General features: G+C 69.1%; 16 protein-coding genes and 1 pseudogene. 5 read left to right on the top strand and 12 right to left on the bottom strand.

Annotated elements, in window-relative coordinates; genetic code table 11:
- Positions 1 to 103: 103 nt before the first annotated feature.
- The 4 genes and pseudogenes from cydD to ACFXKA_RS01310 all read right to left on the bottom strand — a co-directional run.
- A pseudogene (gene cydD / locus ACFXKA_RS01325) lies at positions 104 to 1828 on the bottom strand (thiol reductant ABC exporter subunit CydD); the annotation flags it as partial.
- A gap of 66 nt (positions 1829 to 1894) precedes the next feature.
- Entirely contained in the window at positions 1895 to 2944 is a 1050-nt protein-coding gene (gene cydB / locus ACFXKA_RS01320) for a cytochrome d ubiquinol oxidase subunit II (protein ID WP_379425330.1), read from the bottom strand.
- 9 nt (positions 2945 to 2953) lie between these two features.
- Entirely contained in the window at positions 2954 to 4429 is a 1476-nt protein-coding gene (locus tag ACFXKA_RS01315) for a cytochrome ubiquinol oxidase subunit I (protein WP_379425329.1), read from the bottom strand.
- Positions 4430 to 4608: 179 nt separating this feature from the next.
- A complete protein-coding gene (locus ACFXKA_RS01310) occupies positions 4609 to 5535 on the bottom strand; it encodes an aminodeoxychorismate lyase (RefSeq protein WP_379425327.1) in 927 nt (308 codons plus the stop codon).
- 266 nt (positions 5536 to 5801) lie between these two features.
- Here ACFXKA_RS01310 and ACFXKA_RS01305 point away from each other — a divergent pair, with 266 nt between their 5' ends.
- From ACFXKA_RS01305 to ACFXKA_RS01290, 4 genes are all read left to right on the top strand, one after another.
- Positions 5802 to 6917 carry a YgfZ/GcvT domain-containing protein gene (locus ACFXKA_RS01305; RefSeq protein ID WP_379425325.1) on the top strand — a complete coding sequence of 372 codons (1116 nt, stop codon included), beginning with the start codon at positions 5802 to 5804 and terminating at the stop codon, positions 6915 to 6917.
- A complete protein-coding gene (locus ACFXKA_RS01300) occupies positions 6914 to 7585 on the top strand; it encodes an MOSC domain-containing protein (protein ID WP_379425324.1) in 672 nt (223 codons plus the stop codon). The genes ACFXKA_RS01305 and ACFXKA_RS01300 overlap by 4 nt, the downstream gene beginning before the upstream one ends.
- A 47-nt stretch (positions 7586 to 7632) precedes the next feature.
- On the top strand, positions 7633 to 8595 hold the full coding sequence (locus ACFXKA_RS01295; protein ID WP_379425323.1) for an asparaginase: 963 nt from the start codon (positions 7633 to 7635) through the stop codon (positions 8593 to 8595).
- Between the two features lie 187 nt (positions 8596 to 8782).
- Positions 8783 to 8995 carry a DUF3073 domain-containing protein gene (locus tag ACFXKA_RS01290; RefSeq protein WP_379425321.1) on the top strand — a complete coding sequence of 71 codons (213 nt, stop codon included), beginning with the start codon at positions 8783 to 8785 and terminating at the stop codon, positions 8993 to 8995.
- A 342-nt stretch (positions 8996 to 9337) separates the two neighbouring features.
- Here ACFXKA_RS01290 and purM read toward each other — a convergent pair whose 3' ends face one another.
- The 6 genes from purM to purF all read right to left on the bottom strand — a co-directional run bounded on the left by purM (position 9338) and on the right by purF (position 17916).
- Positions 9338 to 10417, bottom strand: a complete 1080-nt coding sequence (gene purM, locus ACFXKA_RS01285; protein ID WP_354831006.1) for a phosphoribosylformylglycinamidine cyclo-ligase — start codon at positions 10415 to 10417, stop codon at positions 9338 to 9340.
- Between the two features lie 212 nt (positions 10418 to 10629).
- Positions 10630 to 12366 (bottom strand): ABC transporter ATP-binding protein, encoded by a 1737-nt coding sequence (locus tag ACFXKA_RS01280; protein ID WP_379425320.1) that lies wholly within the window; start codon positions 12364 to 12366, stop codon positions 10630 to 10632.
- The gene (locus tag ACFXKA_RS01275) at positions 12359 to 13381 is read right to left on the bottom strand and encodes an ABC transporter permease (RefSeq protein WP_379425319.1); all 1023 of its coding nucleotides are present in this window, start codon (positions 13379 to 13381) and stop codon (positions 12359 to 12361) included. The genes ACFXKA_RS01280 and ACFXKA_RS01275 overlap by 8 nt, the downstream gene beginning before the upstream one ends.
- A complete protein-coding gene (locus ACFXKA_RS01270; RefSeq protein WP_379425318.1) occupies positions 13381 to 14505 on the bottom strand; it encodes an ABC transporter permease in 1125 nt (374 codons plus the stop codon). Before ACFXKA_RS01270 ends, ACFXKA_RS01275 begins: the two co-directional genes overlap by 1 nt.
- Before the next feature lie 4 nt (positions 14506 to 14509).
- A complete protein-coding gene (locus tag ACFXKA_RS01265; RefSeq protein ID WP_354831013.1) occupies positions 14510 to 16096 on the bottom strand; it encodes an ABC transporter substrate-binding protein in 1587 nt (528 codons plus the stop codon).
- Positions 16097 to 16350: 254 nt separating this feature from the next.
- The gene (gene purF / locus ACFXKA_RS01260) at positions 16351 to 17916 is read right to left on the bottom strand and encodes an amidophosphoribosyltransferase (protein WP_354831015.1); all 1566 of its coding nucleotides are present in this window, start codon (positions 17914 to 17916) and stop codon (positions 16351 to 16353) included.
- 113 nt (positions 17917 to 18029) lie between these two features.
- On the opposite strand from purF, the gene ACFXKA_RS01255 reads away from it, so the two are divergent.
- Positions 18030 to 19388: a YhgE/Pip domain-containing protein gene (locus ACFXKA_RS01255; RefSeq protein WP_379425317.1), complete on the top strand. Its 1359-nt coding sequence runs from the start codon at positions 18030 to 18032 to the stop codon at positions 19386 to 19388.
- 10 nt (positions 19389 to 19398) lie between these two features.
- On the opposite strand, the gene ACFXKA_RS01250 is transcribed toward ACFXKA_RS01255, so the two are convergent.
- Complete coding sequence (locus ACFXKA_RS01250; RefSeq protein ID WP_354831017.1) at positions 19399 to 19785, bottom strand: sterol carrier family protein; 387 nt, start codon at positions 19783 to 19785, stop codon at positions 19399 to 19401.
- Positions 19786 to 19795: 10 nt separating this feature from the next.
- A complete protein-coding gene (locus ACFXKA_RS01245) occupies positions 19796 to 20479 on the bottom strand; it encodes a type II CAAX prenyl endopeptidase Rce1 family protein (RefSeq protein ID WP_379425316.1) in 684 nt (227 codons plus the stop codon).
- Between the last annotated feature and the right edge of the window lies 1 nt (position 20480).

The raw sequence follows: 20480 nt of genomic DNA, 5'->3' as shown, positions 1-20480 counted from the left end.
TGCCGCCGAGCTCGGCAGCCGAGTTCGTCGCCGCCTGTGATTGCCGCTGAGCGGCGGCCGTCGTATCCGACTGTGGTTCATGCTCGGACCGCACCGTGGTTGTGGCCCGGACTTCGACCACGTGGTCCGCGATGGCGAGAACGGAGGGGCGGTGGGCGACCACGACGACGGTGGCTCCGGCGCGAGCGCGGGCGGTCAGGGCCGCGAGAACCGTGGTCTCGGAGGCGTCGTCGAGGTGGGCGGTGGGTTCGTCCAGGAGCAGGATCGAGCGTGGAGCGGCGAGGGTGCGGGTGAGGGCGAGGCGCTGGCGCTGGCCCAGGGAGAGGCCGATGCCGCCGGCGCCGAGCACGGTGTCCCAGCGGGACGGGAGGGTGGCCAGGACGGCATCGAAACCGGTTGCGGCGCAGGCGGCGTCGACCTGGTCGGGGCCGGACGGGGGGCCCAGGAGTTCGAGGTTGGCGCGGAGGGTGCCGGGGACGAGGACAGGGCGCTGGGGCAGCCAGGCGATGTGAGACCACCACTGGTCGGGGTCCAGGTCGGAGACGGGTATGCCGTCGACGAGAACGCTTCCGGCGTCCGGGGTGAGCAGGCCCAGGACGGCTTGCAGCGCGGTCGATTTGCCGCACCCGTTCGGGCCGGTCAGGACGGTGACCGTGCCCGGTCGGAGGGCCGCGGACAGCCCCTCGGGCGCGTATCCGTCGCGGGACCGCACGGCGAGTTCGCGGATGTCGATGTGGCCGTGCACGTTCCGTTGCTCGGTTCCGGCCGGCACGGGCGTCGGCGCCGCGGATGCCGCATCGGTGTTCGCGTCGGCGGTGCGCGCGGTGTCCGGCTCGAGGATGGCGAAAGCCTTGTCGGCGGCGGCCATTCCGTCCTGGGCGGCGTGGAAACGTTCGCCGACGGCGCGCAGCGGAAGGTAGACCTCGGGGGCGAGGATGAGGGCCAGCAGGCCCGCGTACAGGCCCATGTGGCCGAACACCAGGCGCATGCCGATGGAGACCGCGACCAGGGCCACACACAGGGTGGCGAGCATTTCCAGGACCATCGAGGACAGGAACGCCAGGCGCAGCGCCGACATGGTCCGGCGGTGCAGCACATCGCCGAGCTCGCGGACCCGGCCCGCCATGCCGCGCGGCGAATCGCCGTCTCCCCCACCGCTGTCCGCGCGTCCCGTCTCGCGGCCGAGCGCGCGCAGGGTCGGCATGCCCGCGAAGAGGTCGAGGAGCTGGTCGGAGAGCCGGGTGGTGGCGGCCAGGGTGCCGGCGGATTTCCCCTGGGTGAGCAGGCCGATGAGGATCATGAAGATCGGGATCAGCGGCAGGGTGACGAAGATGATCAGGCCCGAGACCCAGTCGTGCATCGCGATCACGGCCAGCACCACCGGTGGGACGAGCAGCGCCAGCAGCAGGGCGGGCAGGTAGCCCGCGAGGTAGGCGCGCAGCCCGCTCAATCCGGAGCCGACCACGACCGCGAGTTCGGTGCGGCGGCGCTCCAATTCCCGCGGCGGGAGCTGGGCCCCGGCTGCCAGTGCGGCGGTCTCGAGTTCGGCGACCACCTGCGCCCCGGCCCGGTGCGCGAGCCGTGACTGCCACCAGGTGGCGGCCGCCCGGCACCCGATCGCGACCGCGAAAATCACCAGTTCGGCGGTCCAGGAGCCGATACGGCGCTGGTCCGGTTCGGTGATGACCCCCGCGAGCACCCGCGCCAGCGCGAGCGCCGCGACCACGATGCACCCCGTGGTGACCAGCGACAGCGCCACGCTCAGCCCGAGATACCTGCGGGCGGAGCGCGCGTGCCGCCACAGTCGCGGGTCCACCGGTCGTGCCATGGTCGATCTCCTCTGCGAACGGGCGCGCCGGGCCTGTGGACATCACGTCCGGCGCGCCCGCTCCGTTCAGCTCTTCGCGGGTTCCATGGGCAGCCCGATCGAGGCCGGGATCTGCTCCACGGTGAGCCGCTTGCGGAACACCCAGTACGTCCAAGCCTGGTAGATCAGCACGATCGGGACCAGGGCCACCGCGACCCAGCTCATCACCACCAGCGTGTAGTGGGTCGAGGACGCCGCCACGGTGCCGCCGCGGCCGTCGACGGTGAGGCTGTACGCGTCATTGATGGTGGACGGCAGCACATTCGGGAACAGCGACCCGAACAGCAGCACGGTGGCCGCCGCGATGGTGACCGCGGTGCCGGTGAAGGCCCAGCCGTCCCGGCCCCGGAGGGCCGCGAGACCCGCCATCACCAGCCCGGCCACGGCCAGCGCCAGCGGAATCCAGGTCCAGCCCTTGCCGTGGGCGAGCTGGGTCCAGATGCCGAAGCACGCCACCACCACCGCGGTGGGCGCGAAGATCAGCCGGATGATGCGATGGGCGTCGTCGCGCACCTCGCTGCCGGTCTTCAGGGCGATGAACACCGCGCCGTGCAGCAGGAACAGCAGCAGCGTGGCCAGCCCGCCGAGAATGCCGTACGGGTTGAGCAGGTCGAGCAGCGTGCCCTGGATGTGCCTGTGCTCGTTGAGCTGCACGCCGCGCACGATGTTCGCGAAGGCCAGACCCCAGGCCAGCGCGGGAATCCACGACCCGAGCGCGATGCCCACGTCACACCAGGTGCGCCAGCGCGGATCGTTGATCTTGCCGCGCCACTCGATGGCGCAGGCCCGCGTGATCAGCCCGACCAGGATGAGCAGCAGCGCCAGGTAGAACCCGGAGAACAGGCTGGCGTACCACTCCGGGAAGGCGGCGAACATGGCGCCGCCGCCGGTGAGCAGCCACACCTCGTTGCCGTCCCACACCGGGCCGATGGTGTTGAGCACGGTCCGTTTCTTCTGCTCGTCGCCGCGACCGATGATCGGCATCAGCATGCCGACGCCGAAGTCGAAGCCCTCCAGCACGAAATAGCCGGTGAACAGCACCGCGATCAGGAGAAACCAGAATTCTGGGAGACTCATCCTCGGCTCCTAGTAGGCGAAGGAAAGCTTCTCGACGGGCTCCCCGGTCATCTTCGGGGTGCCCGCACCGGTGGACGCCTTCTCGGGTCCGGCTTTCACGTAGCGGCGCATCAGGTAGAACCACGCGATGGCCAGCAGTCCGTAGAGCGCCGTGAAGACGATCAGCGAGGTGAGCACCGTGCCCGCCGATATCCCGGAGACGCCCTGCTGCACCGTCATCCGGATGTGCTGGTCGCCGGTCGGGTTGGGTGCGACCACCCAGGGCTGACGGCCCATCTCGGTGAACACCCAGCCGGAGATATTGCCCAGGTAGGGGGTTGCGATGGCGAGCAGCGAAAGCCACTTGTACCAGGTCTGATCCGGTACCCGGCCGCGGCGGGTGACCCAGAATCCGGCCAGCGCCAACAGGATCGGGCCGGCCATGAAGCCGATCATGGCGCGGAAGGACCAGTAGGTCACGAACAGGTTGGGCCGGTAGTCGCCGACGCCGTATTTCTGGTTGTACTCGACCTGCAGGTCCTTGACGCCCTCGAGGGTGACGCCGGTGAAGTCGCCGCTGGCCAGCCACGGCAGCACGTAGGGCACCTCGATGAGGTGGTCGACGCTGTCGCAGTTGTTGTGGGTGCCGACCGTCAGGACCGAGAAGTCGGGGTCGGTCTCGGTGTGGCACAGCGATTCGGCCGAGGCCATCTTCATGGGCTGCTGCTTGAACATGAGCTTGCCCTGGATGTCACCGGTGAAGATGAGGGCGACCGAGGCGACCAGGATCACGTACAGGCCCAGGCGCGCGCTCGGCCGCCACATGGTGCGGGCCTCCTCGATCGGCGCGTCGCTGCTCTCGGCCTTGCCCTTGCGCGCATTGCGCACCATCCACCATCCGGCGATGCCCGCGACGAAAGTGCCTGCGGTGAGGAAGGATCCGGCCACCACGTGCGGGAAGGCGGCGACGGTGGTGTTGTTGGTCAGCACCTCCCAGATGCTGTGCAGTTCGGCACGGCCGGTCTCCGGGTTGTACTTCGCGCCGACCGGGTGCTGCATGAACGAGTTGGCCGCGATGATGAAGTACGCGGAGGCGTTGGTGCCGATGGCGACCAGCCAGATGCAGGCCAGGTGCACTTTCTGCGGCAGCCGGGTCCAGCCGAAGATCCACAGGCCCAGGAAGGTCGATTCCATGAAGAAGGCGACCAGCGCCTCCATGGCCAGCGGGGCGCCGAACACGTCGCCGACGAAGCGGGAGTATTCGCTCCAGCCCATGCCGAACTGGAATTCCTGCACGATGCCGGTGGCGACGCCGAGGGCGAAGTTGATCAGGAACAGCTTGCCGAAAAACTTTGTGAGCCTGAGCCAATGCTCCTTACCGGTGATCACCCAGGCGGTCTGCATGCCCGCGACGAGCGGAGCGAGGCCGATGGTGAGCGGCACCAGGATGAAGTGATAGACGGTGGTAATTCCAAATTGCCAGCGCGCCAGATCTACGACGCTCATCCGACCTCCCTGCCGATCTACGACATGACGTAGTACAAGACATTACGCCCATGGGAGCTCAGATCAACGTATGCCTCACCACAGCGTGCCAGATATTTGCCGGAATGTGACGGACACGCCGCGGCGAATCCCACCGATCACCGCCGGAACCTGGTGACCGTCAGGGAAACCCGGGCCGATCACCAGTCGGCGAGGCTCCCGGGCAGTGCGATGCCGCGATTGACCATCTCGACGATCTCGTCCGCGTTCTCCGGCGCCGACATGCGCAGTCCGTCCAGGGAATTGACCCGCGCCGCCAGGGTGATCGAGGACAGCATCCAGATCGCGTCGGCGGTGATCAGGTCGGCGGTGAACAGCGGCTCGTACAGGCACTCCCAGCCCGCCTTCTCCGCCTGCGCGAACAATGCGCGCTGGGTGGTGCCGGGCAGCACGCCATTGCGCGCGGGCGGGGTGATGAGCTTGTTGTCGCGCTGCACAACGACTGTCGAGCGCGGACCCTCCAGCACCCGATGCTCGGTACTGGTGAAGATGACGTCGTCGGCGCCCATCCGCTGGGCGAACCGCAGCGCGGACATATTGGTGGCGTAGGAAAGGCTTTTCGCACCCAGCAGCAGCCACGGCGCGTTCTGCGCCAGGTCGATGGAGATGCCCTTCGAGAGGGTGATCACCGAAACACCCTCGGTGCGAGCCTTTTCCACGCGGTCCGGGACCGGCACCACGAAAACGTAACCGGTGGTTGCCGGTTCGGCGCCGGCCAGGTCCCCGCCCTTGTTCGCCATTCGTTCGCCGGCGGCTCCGTGATCGCTGTCACGCCCCCGGGTGAGCACCATGCGCAGCGTCCCCTCACGCTCGCTCCCCCACTGCTCGGTGGCCAGCTCCACCGCGAACCGCCACGCCTCCAGATCCGGCGCGGGCAAATCGAGCGCCTCCGCCGAGCGGCGTAGCCGGGCCAGATGCAACTCCAGCGCACAGGGCACGCCCCCGCGCACCAGCACCGTCTCGAAGATGCCGTCCCCCCGCAGCACCCCGATGTCGTCCGCATACAACAACGGCGCGTCCGGATCCCGGATCGCGCCGTCGAGTGTCACCAAAACCCGTTCCACCATGGACTCGACCCTATGACAGATGACGGACCCCGGCGGCCATACCGCGCCACCCGGCCGGTCAACCCGCCAGCCGCCACGCCGTAAACCTCTGCCCGCGACCCATTGGCGACAATCGCCGAGGCCGCGGCACACAGCCCGGTGGCACCATCACGCCACCCGGCCCGGCGGCGACAACAGGCCCGCACGCTGCGGCTATTCCCAGCGCCCCGGCAAGGGTTGCGTAGAGCCCGGCGAGGCCCGCGGGCGGGTTGGCATAGGGTATGTGTGTGTCCTCCTTGGTTGCACCCAGTCCGATTCTGCAGGTTCCAGGGGCTGTCGCGGGGCTGCCGGAGTCACCGGATGCCGCGGTCGCGTGGCATTACGGCGATCCCTTCGGCGAGCAGCGTGCGGCGGTACAGAGGGTCGCGGTGGTCGATCGCTCCCACCGATTCGTGCTGTCGATCACGGGCAAGGAACGGCTGAGCTGGCTGCACACCATCTCCAGTCAGGCGGTCGCCGATCTGGGCGACGGGGAATCCGCCGAGAATCTGGACCTGGATCTGAACGGCCGAGTGCTCAACCACTTCGTGCTCACCGACCTGGACGGCACGGTGTGGATCGACACCGAGGGCGCGCGCGGCCCCGAGCTGCTGAGCTTCCTGCAGAAGATGGTGTTCTGGGCCGACGCGAAACCTGTCGACGCGAACGACCGTGCGGTGCTGAGCCTGCTGGGCCCGGGTGTGGCCGAGCTCACCGAAACCCTCGGCGTCCCAGCCCTTCCCGGCACCTATCGCGCGGTGCCCCTGCCCGGCGGCGGTTTCCTGCGCCGCATGCCCTGGCCCACCGCCGACTCCTTCGACCTGATCGTCCCGCGCGACCAGCTGGTCACCTGGTGGACGCGGCTGCGCGACGCGGGTGCGGCGGCCGCGGGCCTGTGGGCGTTCGAGGCGCTGCGGGTGGCCGCGCTGCGCCCGCGCCTGGGTGTCGACACCGACGACCGCACCATCCCGCACGAAGTGAACTGGATCGGCGGCCCCGCCGAACACGGTGCGGTGCATCTGAACAAGGGCTGCTACCGCGGCCAGGAGACGGTGGCCCGGGTGCACAACCTCGGCAAGCCGCCCCGGCACCTGGTGCTGCTGCACCTGGACGGTTCCGCGGATTCCCGCCCCGCGACCGGCGACCCGGTGACCGCGGGCGGCCGGGCCGTCGGCGTCCTGGGCACCGTGATCGACCACTACGAACTCGGCCCGATCGCCCTCGCCCTGATCAAACGCACCATCCCGGCCGACACCGCGCTGGTGGCGGGCCCGTGTGCGGCGGCCATCGACCCGGATTCGATACCCGCCCACGACGAGCCGCAGGCCGGCCGGCTCGCCGTCGAGAAGCTGCGCGGCCGGTGAACGCCGTCGTTCCGGCCGGCCGGGTGCTGGCCGTCTGCGTCGTGCACGCCGAGCTGGAGGTGCCCGCCCGGTCCTCCAAGGTGGGTCGCACCGCCATCGACAAACGCCCGGTGCCGCACCGGGTTCCGGTCCGGGCGCTGGGGCTGGACGGCGACCACGTGTGCGACACCAAACATCACGGCGGCGTGGACCAGGCCGTCTACGCCTATGCCGAGGAGGACGCACGGCGCTGGGCCACCGAGCTCGGCCGGGACCTCGGCGCGGGCTGGTTCGGCGAGAACCTGCGCCTGACCGGCCTGCCCGTGAGCGACGCGGTCATCGGCGAACGCTGGGCCATCGGCGATACCCTGCTCGAGGTGTCCGCCCCGCGCGTCCCGTGCTCCACCTTCCAGTGGCACTCCGGCGAACCGCAGTGGGTGAAACGCTTCACCGCACAGGCGAATACGGGCGCCTATCTGCGCGTGCTCACCGAGGGCACGATCGGCGCGGGCGACGAGGTGCGGGTGGTGTACGTACCCGAGCACCGGATCACCGTCCGCGACCTGTTCACGGGCGCCGACCCGGCCCGCCTGGACCTGCTGGCCGAGGCGGAACCCACCATCTCCGGCGACGTCCGCATGCAGATCGATCGTCACCGCCGCCGTCACGCCGGGGCGGCCGCCCGATGACACCGACTTCCGACCCGATGACACCGACTTCCGAGGGGAGCCCCGCCATGAGCGTCGATCTGGTCGAGGTGGTGCGGTCCGGGTTCCGGGAGTGCGTGCACCGCGGCTCGGCGGTGGTGCTGCGCCCGGACGGCGAGCCGCTGGTCGCCGTCGGCGCGGTGCACGGCCCGATCTTCCCGCGCTCCACCAACAAGCCGATGCAGGCACTCACCCTGCTGCGCAACGGTTTCGAACCGGCGGACGACGCCGAGCTGGCCATCGCCACCGCCTCGCACTTCGGCGAGGCCGATCATGTGGCGCTCGTCCAGCGTCTGCTGGACCGCTTCGGCTTCACCGAGGACGATCTCGAGTGCCCGCCCGATCTGCCGTTCGAGGAGCACGCCCGGGCCCAGGCGCTGGCCGGGCGCGACCGCGCCGAGGCGTCCCGCCGCGTCTACATGAACTGCTCCGGCAAACATGCCGCCATGCTCGCGACCTGCCGGATCAACGACTGGCCCACCCGCGGCTATCTCGAGGTCGGGCACCCGCTGCAGCGGGCCGTCCTGGAGACGGTCGCCGAGCTGACCGGTGAACCGGAGACCGATCTGGGCATCGACGGCTGCGGCCTGCCGATCGTGCCGGTGTCGCTGGTGAATCTGGCGCGCGCCTACGCGACCTTCGCCACCGCGCCCGAGGACAGCCCGGAACGCCGTGTCGCGGACGCGATTCGCACGCATCCGCGAGTGATTTCCGGCACGGACGGTCCCGATTTCCGGGTGATGACCGCGACCCCCGGCCTGGTGTGCAAGATCGGCGCGGACGGGGTGCACGCCGGCGCGCTGCCGGATGGTTCGGCCTTCGCCTACAAGATCGATGACGGCGCCGATCGCGCGCGACTTCCCCTGACGCTGGCCATTCTCCAGCGTATGGGGGTGCCGTGGACCGGCGAGCATGCTGAGCTGGCGGCCCCCGCGGTGCTCGGCGGCGGAACCCGGGTGGGCATCGTCCGAGCGATTCCCGGGGTGCTGTAGCCCCCGGTCGGCAACCTTTTCGCACGGGCCCGGAGAGCGCCCGGCCCGGCCCCGGGACGTTTATCCCCCACTCCTGGAAGCGCGACCGCCGGACACACGCTAAAGTGTTCGTCAGGAAGAGTATTAATTCGAACGGGGCCGCCAAACCCACCCCAGGCCGCCCCGCAGTGACGCGAGGGGGTCAGCCATGGGCCGTGGCCGGGCTAAGGCAAAGCAGACCAAGGTTGCACGGGAGCTCAAGTACAGCTCGCCGTCGACCGACTTCACGAGCCTTCAGCGCGAGCTGTCGGGGAGTGCCTCCGACGCACAGCGGAGTGGTGTGCTTTCCGACGAGCATGACGCGAGCGAATCGCGGTCGAGCTGGGAAGAAGAAGACAGCTACGACGACTGGCGTCGCTGACTCGGATATTTCGACGTACTGCAGGGGGAAGCCGATGGGCTTCCCCCTTTAGCACGTCGTTTTGAGCCGAGAAGCACGTCGCGCTGAGGGTTTGCCAGCAGCACCAACGGCTCCCCCGCCTCTCCGCGCCCTTGGCGCATGGCTGGGGAGCCGTCGCTGATTCCGCACGCGTGCCGCCGGTTGTGTGCCGACCCGATTCTCGATGTACCCGGCGAGTTGCCCTCGCCGGAACGAAATCAGTTGTCGCGTTGGGAGACGGGCGATTTGGCTCGCCCCGGATATGGCGAAGGCCCCGGCCACTCTCCAGAGTGGCCGGGGCCTTCGCTCGTCGCTGTCCGGCGCTCAGAAGCGCGGGTGGTCTCCCACCAGGACGGCGCGGGCGGCGTCGGCGTCCTTGGCCTTCTTCACCGTGCCGAGGGTCCAGCAATCGATGTGGCGGGCGGTGAGGACGGCGAGGGCGCGGTCCGCGTCCTCGGGGGCGACGACGGCGACCATGCCGACGCCCATGTTGAAGGTCTTCTCCATCTCGGCCCGCTCGACGCGGCCGCGCTGGGCGATCATCTTGAAGACCGGGGCCGGGTTCCAGGTGCCGCGATCCAGCTCGGCGACCAGGCCGGCGGGGAGCACGCGGGCCAGATTGGCAGCCAGGCCGCCACCCGTCACGTGGCAGAAGGTGCGGACGTCGGTCTCGGCGATCAGGGCCAGGCAGTCCTTGGCGTAGATCTTGGTCGGCTCGAGCAGTTCCTCGCCGAGGGTGCGGCCGAATTCCTCCACGTGCCCGGTGAGGGACATGCGGTCGATGTCGAGCAGCACCTTGCGGGCCAGCGAGTAGCCGTTGGAGTGCAGGCCGGAGGAGCCCATGCCGATCACCACGTCGCCGGGGCGGACGCGGTCCGGGCCGAGCACGGCGTCGGCCTCGACCACGCCGACGCCGGTGGCCGACAGGTCGTAGTCGTCGACACCCATCAGACCCGGGTGCTCGGCGGTCTCGCCGCCCAGCAGGGCGCAGCCGGCGATGACGCAGCCCTCGGCGATGCCGGAGACGATCTGCGCGACGCGTTCCGGGACCACCTTGCCGACGGCGATGTAGTCCTGCAGGAACAGCGGTTCGGCTCCGCAGACCACCAGGTCGTCGACGACCATGGCGACCAGGTCCAGGCCGACGGTGTCGTGCTTGTCGAGGGCCTGGGCGACCGCGATCTTGGTGCCGACGCCGTCGGTGGAGGCGGCGAGCAGGGGCTCCTTGTAGCCGCCCTTCAGTGCGAACAGTCCTGCGAAGCCGCCGAGTCCGCCCTGCACTTCGGGGCGGCTGGCCTTCTTGGCCAGGGGAGCGAACAGCTCGACTGCACGGTCACCGGCTTCGATGTCGACGCCGGCCGCCGCGTACGAGGCACCGGCACCGCTGGGGATCTGTTCAGTCATTGTCGGAGAGAGCTCCAAGCCGAATCGATGGATAGATGCCTGCTCACGCTAGCTCACGCGGCTCCCCGAGAACTCAGCGGGCTCGCCCGCCTCCCCGAGAATTCAGCGGATGGCATAGAGCCGCCGGACTCCGGCACCTGTGCCGGCGGCGGGGTGCCACATCTATTTTGGATGTACCCGGTGAGTTACCCCAAGCGCTACGAAATCTGTTGTCACGTTTCGTAACGATGCCGACGCCGTTGCTCCACCGGGTCGGGGACCGGGACGGCGGCGACCAGTCGGCGGGTGTACTCCTCGCGCGGGTTGCGCAGGATGTCGTCGTTGCTGCCCTGTTCGATGACGGTCCCGCTGCGCAGCACCACGATCCGGTCGGCCAGCTGATCCACCACGGCGAGGTCGTGGCTGATGAACAGGCAGGCCCAGCCGAACTCGCGCTGGAGGCCCGCGAACAGTTCGAGCACCCGGGCCTGCACCGAGACGTCCAGGGCGCTGGTGGGTTCGTCGGCGACCAGCAGGTCGGGATTGAGTACCAGGGCCCGGGCCAGGCTGACCCGCTGGCGCTGGCCGCCGGAAAGTTCGTGCGGGTAGCGCTTTTCCACCCCGGCCGGGAGTTGCACGTCGTCGAGGAGGCGGCGGACGCGGTCACGGGCGGCCGCGCCCTTGGCCTGTTTGTGCACCAGCAGGGGTTCGGCCACGCAGTCGCCGATGGTGAGGCGCGGGTTGAGGGAGGTGGCGGGGTCCTGGAAGACGAAGCCGAAGCGGCGGCGGATGGGCCGCAGCCGGCGTTCGGAGAGGCCCGCGATATCGGTGCCGAGTACCCGGACGCTGCCCGCGGTGGGCCGCTGCAGACCGGCCACGCAGCGGCCGATGGTGGACTTGCCGGAGCCGGATTCGCCTACCAGGCCGAGGGTTTCGCCGCGGCGCAGGGTGAGGCCGACCTCGTTCACGGCCCGGAAGGACGGGCGGCCGAGCGGGGCCGGGAACTCCACCACCAGGCCGGAGACCTCCAGCACGGTGGCGGCGTCGGCCGGGATAGGTTCGCGGACAATCGTTCTCGCAAGTGCCGCCCCGGCCACGGGCGCGGAGTCGGGTCGGGCCTCTACCCCAGCGGCCGGTGCACTGTCACCGGGATGCTCCGCGGCTTCCCAGTTATCGGGCAGCACATGTAGTTTCGGCACCGCGGCCAGGAGGGCACGGGTGTATTCGTGCTCGGGTTCGGCGAAGAGCTTTTCCACCGGCGCCTCTTCGACGATGCGCCCCTCACGCATCACCACGACGCGGTCGGCGAGGTCCGCCACGACGCCCATATTGTGGGTGATGAGCACGATGGCCGCGCCGATGCGGTCGCGCAGATCCCGGAGTAGTGCCAGGATTTCGGCCTGCACGGTGACGTCGAGGGCGGTGGTGGGTTCGTCGGCGATGATCACCCTGGGTTCGCAGGCGATGGCGATGGCGATCACCACGCGCTGTTTCTGGCCGCCGGAGAGCTGATGCGGGTAGTAGTCCACTCTCGCCTCGGGGTCGGGCAGCCCGACGGCGCGCAGCAGTTCGATGGCTTTGGCGCGGGCCGGTTTCCGCTTCATGCCCGAGTGCGCCCGCAATGCCTCGCCGATCTGGAAGCCGACGGTGAACAGTGGGTCCAGAGCGGCGCCGGGCTCCTGGAAGATCATGGAGACGGCTCCGCCGCGCACCGCGGTGAGTTCCTTCTCGCTCATCCTGGTGATCGCTTTCGCACCCAGCAGGACGTGCCCGCGGACGTCGGCGGTCGGCGGGAGCAGTCCCATGGCGGTGCGCGAGCTGACCGATTTGCCGGAGCCGGATTCGCCGACCACGGCCAGCACCTCGCCCGGATACACCTGGTAGGACACGTTTTTCACGGCGGTGACGGCCCCGGCGTCGGTGGCGAAGGTGACGGTGAGGGAGTCGAAGGACAGGACGGGTTCAGGCATCGGCCGCCTCCTGCGCGGGTTCGGATTCGGTGGCCGCGGGCTCGGTCTCGGTGGCGGTCTCGGTGGCGGCGCGGCGGGTGCGCAGCAGCGGGTTGAGCACCTCGTTGAGGCTCTCGCCGACCAAGGTCATGCCGAGCACCACGATCACGATGGCGGCGCCGGGGAAGACGCCGGTCCACCAGATGCCGTTGGAGACGTCGGCCAGCGCCTTGTTGAGGTCGTAGCCCCATTCCGCGGCCTGGGTGGGTTCGATGCCGAAGCCGAGGAAGCCCAGCCCGGCCAGCGTGAGGATGGCCTCCGCGCCATTGAGGGTGACGAGTACCGGCAGCGACTGGGTGACGTTGGCGAGGATGTGCCGGAACAGGATTCGCAGCGTGGACGCGCCGGTGACGCGCGCCGCGTCCACGTACGGTTCCTGTTTCACCGAGATGGTGGCGTTGCGCACCACCCGGAAGTACTGCGGCACGAAGATGACGGTGATGGCGATGGCCGCCGACAGGATGCCGCCGAAGCTGCTGGACTGCCCGCCGGACACCACGATCGACACCACGATGGCCAGCAGCAGCGACGGGAACGCGTACATGGCGTCCATGAACAGCACCAGCACGCGGTCCACCCAGCGCCCGAGGTAGCCGGACACCAGGCCGAGCGGCACGCCGACGATGAGCGACAGCACCAGCGACACCGCGATCACCGACAGCGCGGTGCGCGCCCCGAAGAGGACGCGGGAGAGCACGTCCTCCCCGCGCACCGAGGTGCCGAACCAGTGTGCGGCCGACGGCGCCTGCTGCCGCGCGAAGTCGACGCCGCCGGAGGCGTTCTGCGCGAATCCGTAGGGCGCCAGCAGGGGCGCGAAGACGGCCACCAGGATGAACCCCGCGACCAGGGCGAGCCCGAGCAGCAGCGTGGCCCGCTGCAGCCCGGAGGTCATGCGCACCAGGGCCGTTCCGGGGATCCGCAGCCGGGAGCGGGTCGGCGGGACCGGCGCTCGCACGCCGGTTTCGATGACGGTCATCAGAACCTCACCCTCGGGTCGATCAGCGCCACGATCAGGTCCACCAGGAAGCTCATGACGGCCACCACGATGGCGATGAACGCGACGATGCCCTGCACCGCCACGAAGTCGCGCGCCTGCAGGTAGGTGGCGAGCTGGTAGCCCAATCCCTTCCATTCGAAGGTGGTTTCGGTGAGCACCGCGCCGCCGAGCAGCATGGCGATCTGCATGCCCATGACGGTGACCACCGGGATGAGGGCATTGCGGAAGGCGTGCCGTCCGGTGACGACGCGGTCGGACAGGCCGCGGGCCCGGGCGGCCTCCACGTAGCCCGAGCGCAGGGTCTGGATCACATTGATCCGCACCAGTCGCAGGAACACGCCCGCGGTGAGCAGGCCCAGCGCGATCGCCGGCAGCACAGCGTGTTTCAGCACGTCGACGATGTTCCCGGTGTCGCCGTAGAGGATCGCGTCGACGATCATGATGTTGGTTTTCGGCGACACGTGCTGCAGCTGCAGCTCCACGGTCGTGCCGGCCCGCCCGGCCACGGGCAGCCAGCCCAGTTTGACCGCGAAGATCAGCTTCAGTAGCAGCCCCACGAAGAACACCGGGGCCGCGTACACCAGGATCGCGAACAATCGCAGGCTCACGTCGGCGGCCGAATCCCGTTTGGTGGCGGCGTATCTGCCCAGTGGCACACCCAACGCGAAGGCCACGAGGAGCGCCCAGAACACCAGTTCCAGCGTGGCCGCACCGTAGGTGACGATGACGTCGCTGATGGCCCGATTGTCCTGGGAGCGGCCGAAATCCCCGCGCAGCAGGCCGGACAGGTAGTCGCGGTACTGGGTGAGGATGGGGCGGGTGAGTCCGGCGGCCTCCTTGCGCCGCTGCAACTCCTCGGGGGTGAGCCGCCCGCCCTGCGCGGCGGTGATGGGATCGCCGATCACCCGCATCAGGAAGAAGACCAGGGTCACCAGGATCCAGGTGGTGGGGATGATGAGCAGGGCTCGCACCCCGAGGTACCGTGCCAGCGCGCCGTAGCGGGTGTCGCCGCGGCGGGCCGGGAAGAACCTGCGGTGCGTTCGTGTACCCGCCGGGCGGGCCGGGATCGCCGGCCCGCCCTCGGGTTCGGTGGTCGTCACCATCCGACTACTTGCTCAGTACGCCGAAGCGGAACTTGGACGACGGGTCCAGGGTGTTCTCCACGCCCTGGATGTTCTTGCCCGCCACCGCGATCTGGTTGCCGGTGAGCAGCGGCACGATGGGCAGGAAGTCGGCCATCAGGTCGTGCTGCACGGTGGCGAGCGCGGCGGTCCGCTTGGCCGGATCCGGTTCGGTCAGTTCGGCGTTCAGCTCCGCGGTGATCTTCGGATCGCCGAAGTGGTTGCGCAGGAAGTTGTCCTCGGTGAAGAAGGGGCGCAGGTAGTCGTCGGCGTCCGGGTAGTCCGGGAACCAGCCGAACTGGAACACCGGGTAGCCGTCGGTGGAGCGGGCCTTCTGGTAGGCGACCCATTCGGTGGACTGCAGATTCACCTTGAACAGCCCGGTGGCCTCGAGCTGGCTCTTGACGGCGGCGTACTCCTCGGAGCTGACGGTCCCGTAGTGCTCGGTGGTGTACTGCAGGTTCAGTTCGACCGGCGTGGCCACGCCCGCGTCGGCGAGGAACTTGGCGGCCGCGTCCTTGTTCGGCAGTGCGCCGTAGATGTCCTTCAGGGCCTCGGTGCCGCCCGGAACACCCTTGGGCACCGGCGAATACAGCGGGGCCCAGGTGCCCTTGAAGACGCTGTTGGCCAGCGCCTCGCGGTCGACGGCGACGGCGACGGCCTTGCGCACGGCCAGCTTCTGGGCGGGATTGCCGCCGGGCTGGGTGTTGAGGTTGAACACGATGTAGCGGGTGTCGCCGCCGGGCGACTGGTGCACGGTCACCTTGTCGCTGGTCTTCAGCGAGTCCAGGTCGGTCGGGGTGAGGGTGTGCCAGGCGACGTCGATATTGCCCTGCTGCACATCGAGTTTCAGGTTGGCCGCCTCGGCGTAGTACTTCACCGTGACGGCGTCGGTCTTGGGTTTGCCGAACAGCCCGTTGTAGTCCGGGTTGGACTTGTACTCGACCAGCTTGTTCTTGTCGTAGCTGGTGATGGTGTAGGGACCGGAGAACGGCTTGGCCTTCACGATGTCCTCGTCGGCGAGCACCTTGTCGGCCGGGAAGACCTTCTCGTCCACGATGGCCGCCGCCTGGGTGGGCAGGATGGCCGGGAAGGTCTGGTCGTTGCCCTTCTTGAGGGTGAAGGCGACGGTCTTGTCGTCGGGGGCATCGGTGTGATCGAGGTTGTCCAGCAGCGCCTTCGGGCCCTGCGGGTCGTCGATCTTCACCATGCGGTCGAAGGAGAACTTCACGCTCTGCGCGGTGAGGGGATCACCGTTGGCGAATTTCAATCCGGGTTTGAGCGTGCAGGTGTAGACGGTCGGCGAGGTGAACTCGCACTTGTCGGCGGCGTCGGGTTTCGGCACCGCCTCGCCCGCCGGGAAATTCATCAGGAACTGGTAGACCTGGGTTTCCGCCAGCAGTGAGCCGTTGTCGTAGGCCCGGGCCGGATCCAGTGAGGTGACCTTGTCGGTGGTGCCGACCAGGATTCCCGCTCCCCCACCACTGTCCGATGTCTTTCCCGAACCGCAGCCGGCGACCGCCAGCACCGCTAGTCCCGCAAAACCTACTGCCGCAACTCTTCTCGCGCGCATACTGCCCTGCTCTCGAAGCGCAGCGCAGCGGCCGGGTCACGGTCCCGCCGCGCCGCGGTGGACATCCTTTGGCTGGGCACAGTATCGACCGGTTATAACCGGCGTGTTGCGTTTCGGAACAATCGGTACACAAATCGAGCCATCCGCCCCGAGACGCCCATGTCGCAACTGCGCCACCGAATTTCCCTGTTCGGAGCGGGAAAAGCACGGTGCCCGTCCGCGATTACGCGAACGGGCACCGTGAGTGCTTGTGCTTATGGGCGACTCAGCGCCGAGGCATTGACATTGTCCGCCAGCAGCTCGGTCTCGGTCGCGCCGGACAGCATGCCCTCGAGCACGTTCTTGCCGATGGCGTTCTCCGCCGGCAGCGCGATCGGGTAGTCGCCGTCGAAGCAGGCGCAGCACAGCCGCGAGCGCGGCTGCTCGGTGGCGGCGACCATGCCCTCCAGCGAGATGTAGCCGAGACTGTCCGCGCCGATGGAGCGGCGCACGCCCTCCACCATGTCGTCGAGGCTCTCGCCCTCGATGCCGTCGGGGCCCGCGCCATTGGCGATCAGCTCCGCGCGCGAGGCGAAGTCGATGCCGTAGAAGCAGGGCCACTTGACCGGCGGGGAGGCGATGCGCACGTGGATCTCCAACGCGCCCGCCTCGCGGAGCATGCGGATCAGGGCCCGCTGGGTGTTGCCACGCACGATGGAGTCGTCCACCACGATGAGCCGCTTACCGCGGATCACCTCGCGTAGTGGATTGAGCTTCAACCGGATGCCGAGCTGTCGGATGGTCTGGCTGGGCTGAATGAAGGTGCGGCCCACGTAGGCGTTCTTCATCAGGCCCTGGCCGTAGGGCACACCGGAACCCTGTGCGTAGCCGACGGCGGCCGGGGTGCCGGACTCCGGCACCGGGATGACCAGGTCGGCCTCGATCGGGTGCTCGGCGGCCAGGCGGCGGCCGATCTCCACCCGGGTGGCGTGCACCGAACGGCCGGAGATGGTGGAGTCGGGCCGGGCCAGGTAGACGAATTCGAAGACGCAGCCCTTGGGCGTCGGATTGGCGAAGCGCAGCGAGCGGACGCCGTCGGCGTCGATGGCGAGCAGCTCGCCCGGCTCGATCTCGCGCACGAAGGACGCGCCGACGATGTCGAGGGCGGCGGTCTCACTGGCAACGACCCAGCCACGGTCCAGCCGGCCCAGGCACAGCGGCCGGACCCCGTGCGGGTCGCGGGCGGCGTAGAGGGTGTGCTCGTCCATGAAGGTCAGACAGAAGGCGCCCTGCAGGGTCGGCAGCAACTCCATGGCGGCCTGCTCGATGCTCTTGTCGGCGGCCGCGTGCGCCAGCAGCGCGGTCATCACATCGGAGTCGGAGGTGGCGGCCACGGTGCCCGCCAGCCGGCCGGTGACCAGTCCGAGTTCCCGTGCCCGCGTACTCAATTCGGCGGTGTTGACCAGATTTCCATTGTGGCCCAGCGCGATTCCGGTACCGACCGCGGTGGTGCGGAAGATGGGCTGCGCGTTCTCCCAGGTGGTGGAACCCGTGGTGGAGTAGCGGCAGTGGCCGACCGCCACGTGGCCGGGCATGGCGGCCAGGGTCTGTTCGTCGAAGACCTGGCTGACCAGGCCGAGATCCTTGAAGACCAGCACCTGCGAGCCGTCGGCGACGGCAATGCCCGCCGCCTCCTGACCGCGGTGCTGCAATGCGTAAAGTCCGTAATACGTGAGCTTTGCCACATCTTCGCCCGGTGCCCAGACACCGAAAACACCGCACTCTTCGCGCGGTTCGTTCTCGTCCTGGTCGGAGGTGGTGGCGGCGGAGGGGAGAGTCACCGTTTGCTCCCTGTTCGGCGGGCTGGGGGCGTTCGCCATTCTACGGGTAACCCCAAGGCAACCCACCGTTGGGATAACCGGGATGGCAGGCGGTTTCCTGTTAGCGTTCGACCGTGGCGAGCACCGAAAGCACCGGCAGTACGGAAACCGCTCCACGACCCAGGCATCTGAGCCCGTTCAGGTGGGTGTTTCCGATTGTGGTGGTCACCCTGCTCGCCTCGCTGCTGGGCGTCATGTACCTCGATTACGTGGTCGATCCGGAGAAGAATCTGCACGACTTTCCGATCGCCCTGGTGAATCAGGATGTCGGCGACGATATCGGCGGCAAGCACGTCAACTTCGGCGATCAGATCTCCGACGGTCTACAGCAGGCAGTGCCGTCGGACCAGATCGATCTGCGGGTGCTCGGCATCAACGAGGCGCAGCTGCAGATGCAGTCCGCTCGGGTGTACGGCACGATCATCATTCCGTCCGACTTCTCCAAGCGGCTCGGCATTCTGGGTGTCGGCAGTGTGGTGCCCGGCGACATCACCAAGCCGATCATCACGCTGCAGACCAATCCGCGGGCCGGCGCGTTCGCCACCGCCGTGGTGCAGAAATTCGGTGAGCGAGCTCTCACCCAGGTGAACGCTCAGGTCGGGCAGCAGCTGACCGACCAGGTGAAGGCGCAGCTGACGCCGGCCCCGGGCGCACCCCCGACGGAACTCACCGCGGCCACCCGGCTGGTGCTGGCGCAACCCCTGAATATCGTCGTCGACCAATTCTGGCCGCTGCCCGGCGGTTCCGGCGAAGGCCTGACCGCGTTCTTCTACAGCCTGCTGCTCCTGCTGGTCGGCATGGTCGGGGCGATGATCATCCATCAGCTCATCGATTCGGCCCTCGGGTTCCTGCCGACCGAGTGGGGACCGTGGTACGTGCACTATCCGCGCGCATCGATCTCGCGGGTGAAGACGCTGCTCATCAAATGGTCGGCGGTGGTGGTGATGGCGCTGGCGGTCTCGGGCGCACTGATGGGCATCGCGGCCGCGCTCGGTATGCCGATCGACAGACCGCTGCTGCTGTTCATCTTCGGCACCCTGGTGATCGTGGCGGTCGGCGTCACCTGCACCTCGATGCTGGCCGCGGTCGGCACCGCGGGCCTGATCATCAACCTGATCATCTTCATCATCCTGGGCCTGCCCTCCTCCGGCGGCACCATTCCGATCGAGGCGACACCCAAGTACTTCGGCTGGCTGGCCAAGTTCGAGCCCATGCACCAGGTCTTCCTGGGCACCCGCTCGATCCTGTACTTCTACGGCAATGGCCGGGCCGGGCTCACCCGCGGCGTGTGGATGGCGGTGCTCGGCCTGATCATCGGCGTCGTCGGCGGACTGTTCATCACCCGCGTCTACGATCGAAAGGGCTTGGAGCGCAAACCCGTCGAGACCCCGGGCACCGGCGGCGGCAAGCACGCCAAGCCCGCCGGCGCCTAGCGCCGCGGCGTCAGACCGGCACCACCGGCAGCCACCTCGCGACCTCGCCCGCCCGGCTGCCGGAGGCGGACAGTGCACCGGATTCGCGCGCCGCGTCGAAGCCGAGCAGCCCGGTGGCCAGCAGCAGCCAGGTGCGGGAGTCGGTTTCGACCACATTCGGCGGCGTCCCCCGGGTGTGTCTGGGGCCCTCGATGCACTGCACCGCCACGAACGGCGGTACTCGCACCTCCACCGAATGCCCGGGCGCATCCGCCGCCAATGCCCGCGCGGTCCCGCGCACGGCGGCCGCGAGCTCGGTGCGCGAGGGCGGCACCGTGGTCTCGTCGCGCAGCCACTCCCGCACCGCCGCTACCGCCGCCCGCACCTCCGCCGGATCCACCGCACCTCGTCGCGCCATGCCGCCGAGGCTACTGCGGCGCCCCGGCGTCCCGCTTTCGCGGGCTGAGGCTCACCCGGGCAAGGCGACGGGCGATCCGCGGGGCCAGGGCTCCGCCCGCATTGAGGGCCAGGTGCAGCAGGGCCGGGGCGGTGGCGCTGCCGGTGTGGCGGCGCAGCCCGTCGAAGAGCAGCCCCGCGGCGGTGGTGAGGGCCACCGTTGCCCGGACGGGATCGGCTGCGGCGCGGGCAGGTTGGATGTGAGACAGACCGAAGACGAACGCGCCCAGCGCGTTTCCCGGACGCCCGGCGGCCCGATCCAGCAGCGGCGTCAGCGTCGAGCGGTAGACGAGCTCTTCGGTGAGGACGGTGCCGCCGGGGATGTGCAGGGCAGTCCATTCGACGGTGGAGACGCCCGGGCCGCGATCGGCGAGTCCGGCGAGGTGACGGCGGGTGGGCGGCAGGGCCAGGGCGACAGCGTAACCGGAGAGCACCATCCCCGCCGCCGCCGCGCCGGTGCGCAGCCCATGCGGTGACAACCAGTTCGGCGTGCCTCGGAAGAACAGGGTGTACGCGGCGGCGAAGGCTGTGCTGACGGCGGTGCGGCCGCGCACGTCCAGGTCCAGTGCGGGCAGTATGCGGTTGCTCCACAGCAGCGGGAGCGCTACCGCGGCAAGTGGTTTCGGGCGCAGCAGGGCGCGGGCCGTGGCGAGCACG

The organism is Nocardia sp. NPDC059228 (assembly GCF_042754245.1).
Lineage (GTDB): Bacteria > Actinomycetota > Actinomycetes > Mycobacteriales > Mycobacteriaceae > Nocardia.
Note: the sequence above shows the minus strand (reverse complement) of the source record. Positions and strands in the feature narration are given on the sequence as shown.

What these genes read in the sequence shown, in the direction of transcription:
- cydB (WP_379425330.1), bottom strand. Translation starts at nt 2,944, where the DNA reads ATGAGTCTCCCAGAATTCTGGTTTCTCCTGATCGCGGTGCTGTTCACC.
- ACFXKA_RS01315 (WP_379425329.1), bottom strand. Translation starts at nt 4,429, where the DNA reads ATGAGCGTCGTAGATCTGGCGCGCTGGCAATTTGGAATTACCACCGTC.
- ACFXKA_RS01310 (WP_379425327.1), bottom strand. Translation starts at nt 5,535, where the DNA reads ATGGTGGAACGGGTTTTGGTGACACTCGACGGCGCGATCCGGGATCCG.
- ACFXKA_RS01295 (WP_379425323.1), top strand. Translation starts at nt 7,633, where the DNA reads ATGAGCGTCGATCTGGTCGAGGTGGTGCGGTCCGGGTTCCGGGAGTGC.
- ACFXKA_RS01290 (WP_379425321.1), top strand. Translation starts at nt 8,783, where the DNA reads ATGGGCCGTGGCCGGGCTAAGGCAAAGCAGACCAAGGTTGCACGGGAG.
- purM (WP_354831006.1), bottom strand. Translation starts at nt 10,417, where the DNA reads ATGACTGAACAGATCCCCAGCGGTGCCGGTGCCTCGTACGCGGCGGCC.
- ACFXKA_RS01280 (WP_379425320.1), bottom strand. Translation starts at nt 12,366, where the DNA reads ATGCCTGAACCCGTCCTGTCCTTCGACTCCCTCACCGTCACCTTCGCC.
- ACFXKA_RS01275 (WP_379425319.1), bottom strand. Translation starts at nt 13,381, where the DNA reads ATGACCGTCATCGAAACCGGCGTGCGAGCGCCGGTCCCGCCGACCCGC.
- ACFXKA_RS01270 (WP_379425318.1), bottom strand. Translation starts at nt 14,505, where the DNA reads ATGGTGACGACCACCGAACCCGAGGGCGGGCCGGCGATCCCGGCCCGC.
- ACFXKA_RS01265 (WP_354831013.1), bottom strand. Translation starts at nt 16,096, where the DNA reads ATGCGCGCGAGAAGAGTTGCGGCAGTAGGTTTTGCGGGACTAGCGGTG.
- ACFXKA_RS01250 (WP_354831017.1), bottom strand. Translation starts at nt 19,785, where the DNA reads ATGGCGCGACGAGGTGCGGTGGATCCGGCGGAGGTGCGGGCGGCGGTA.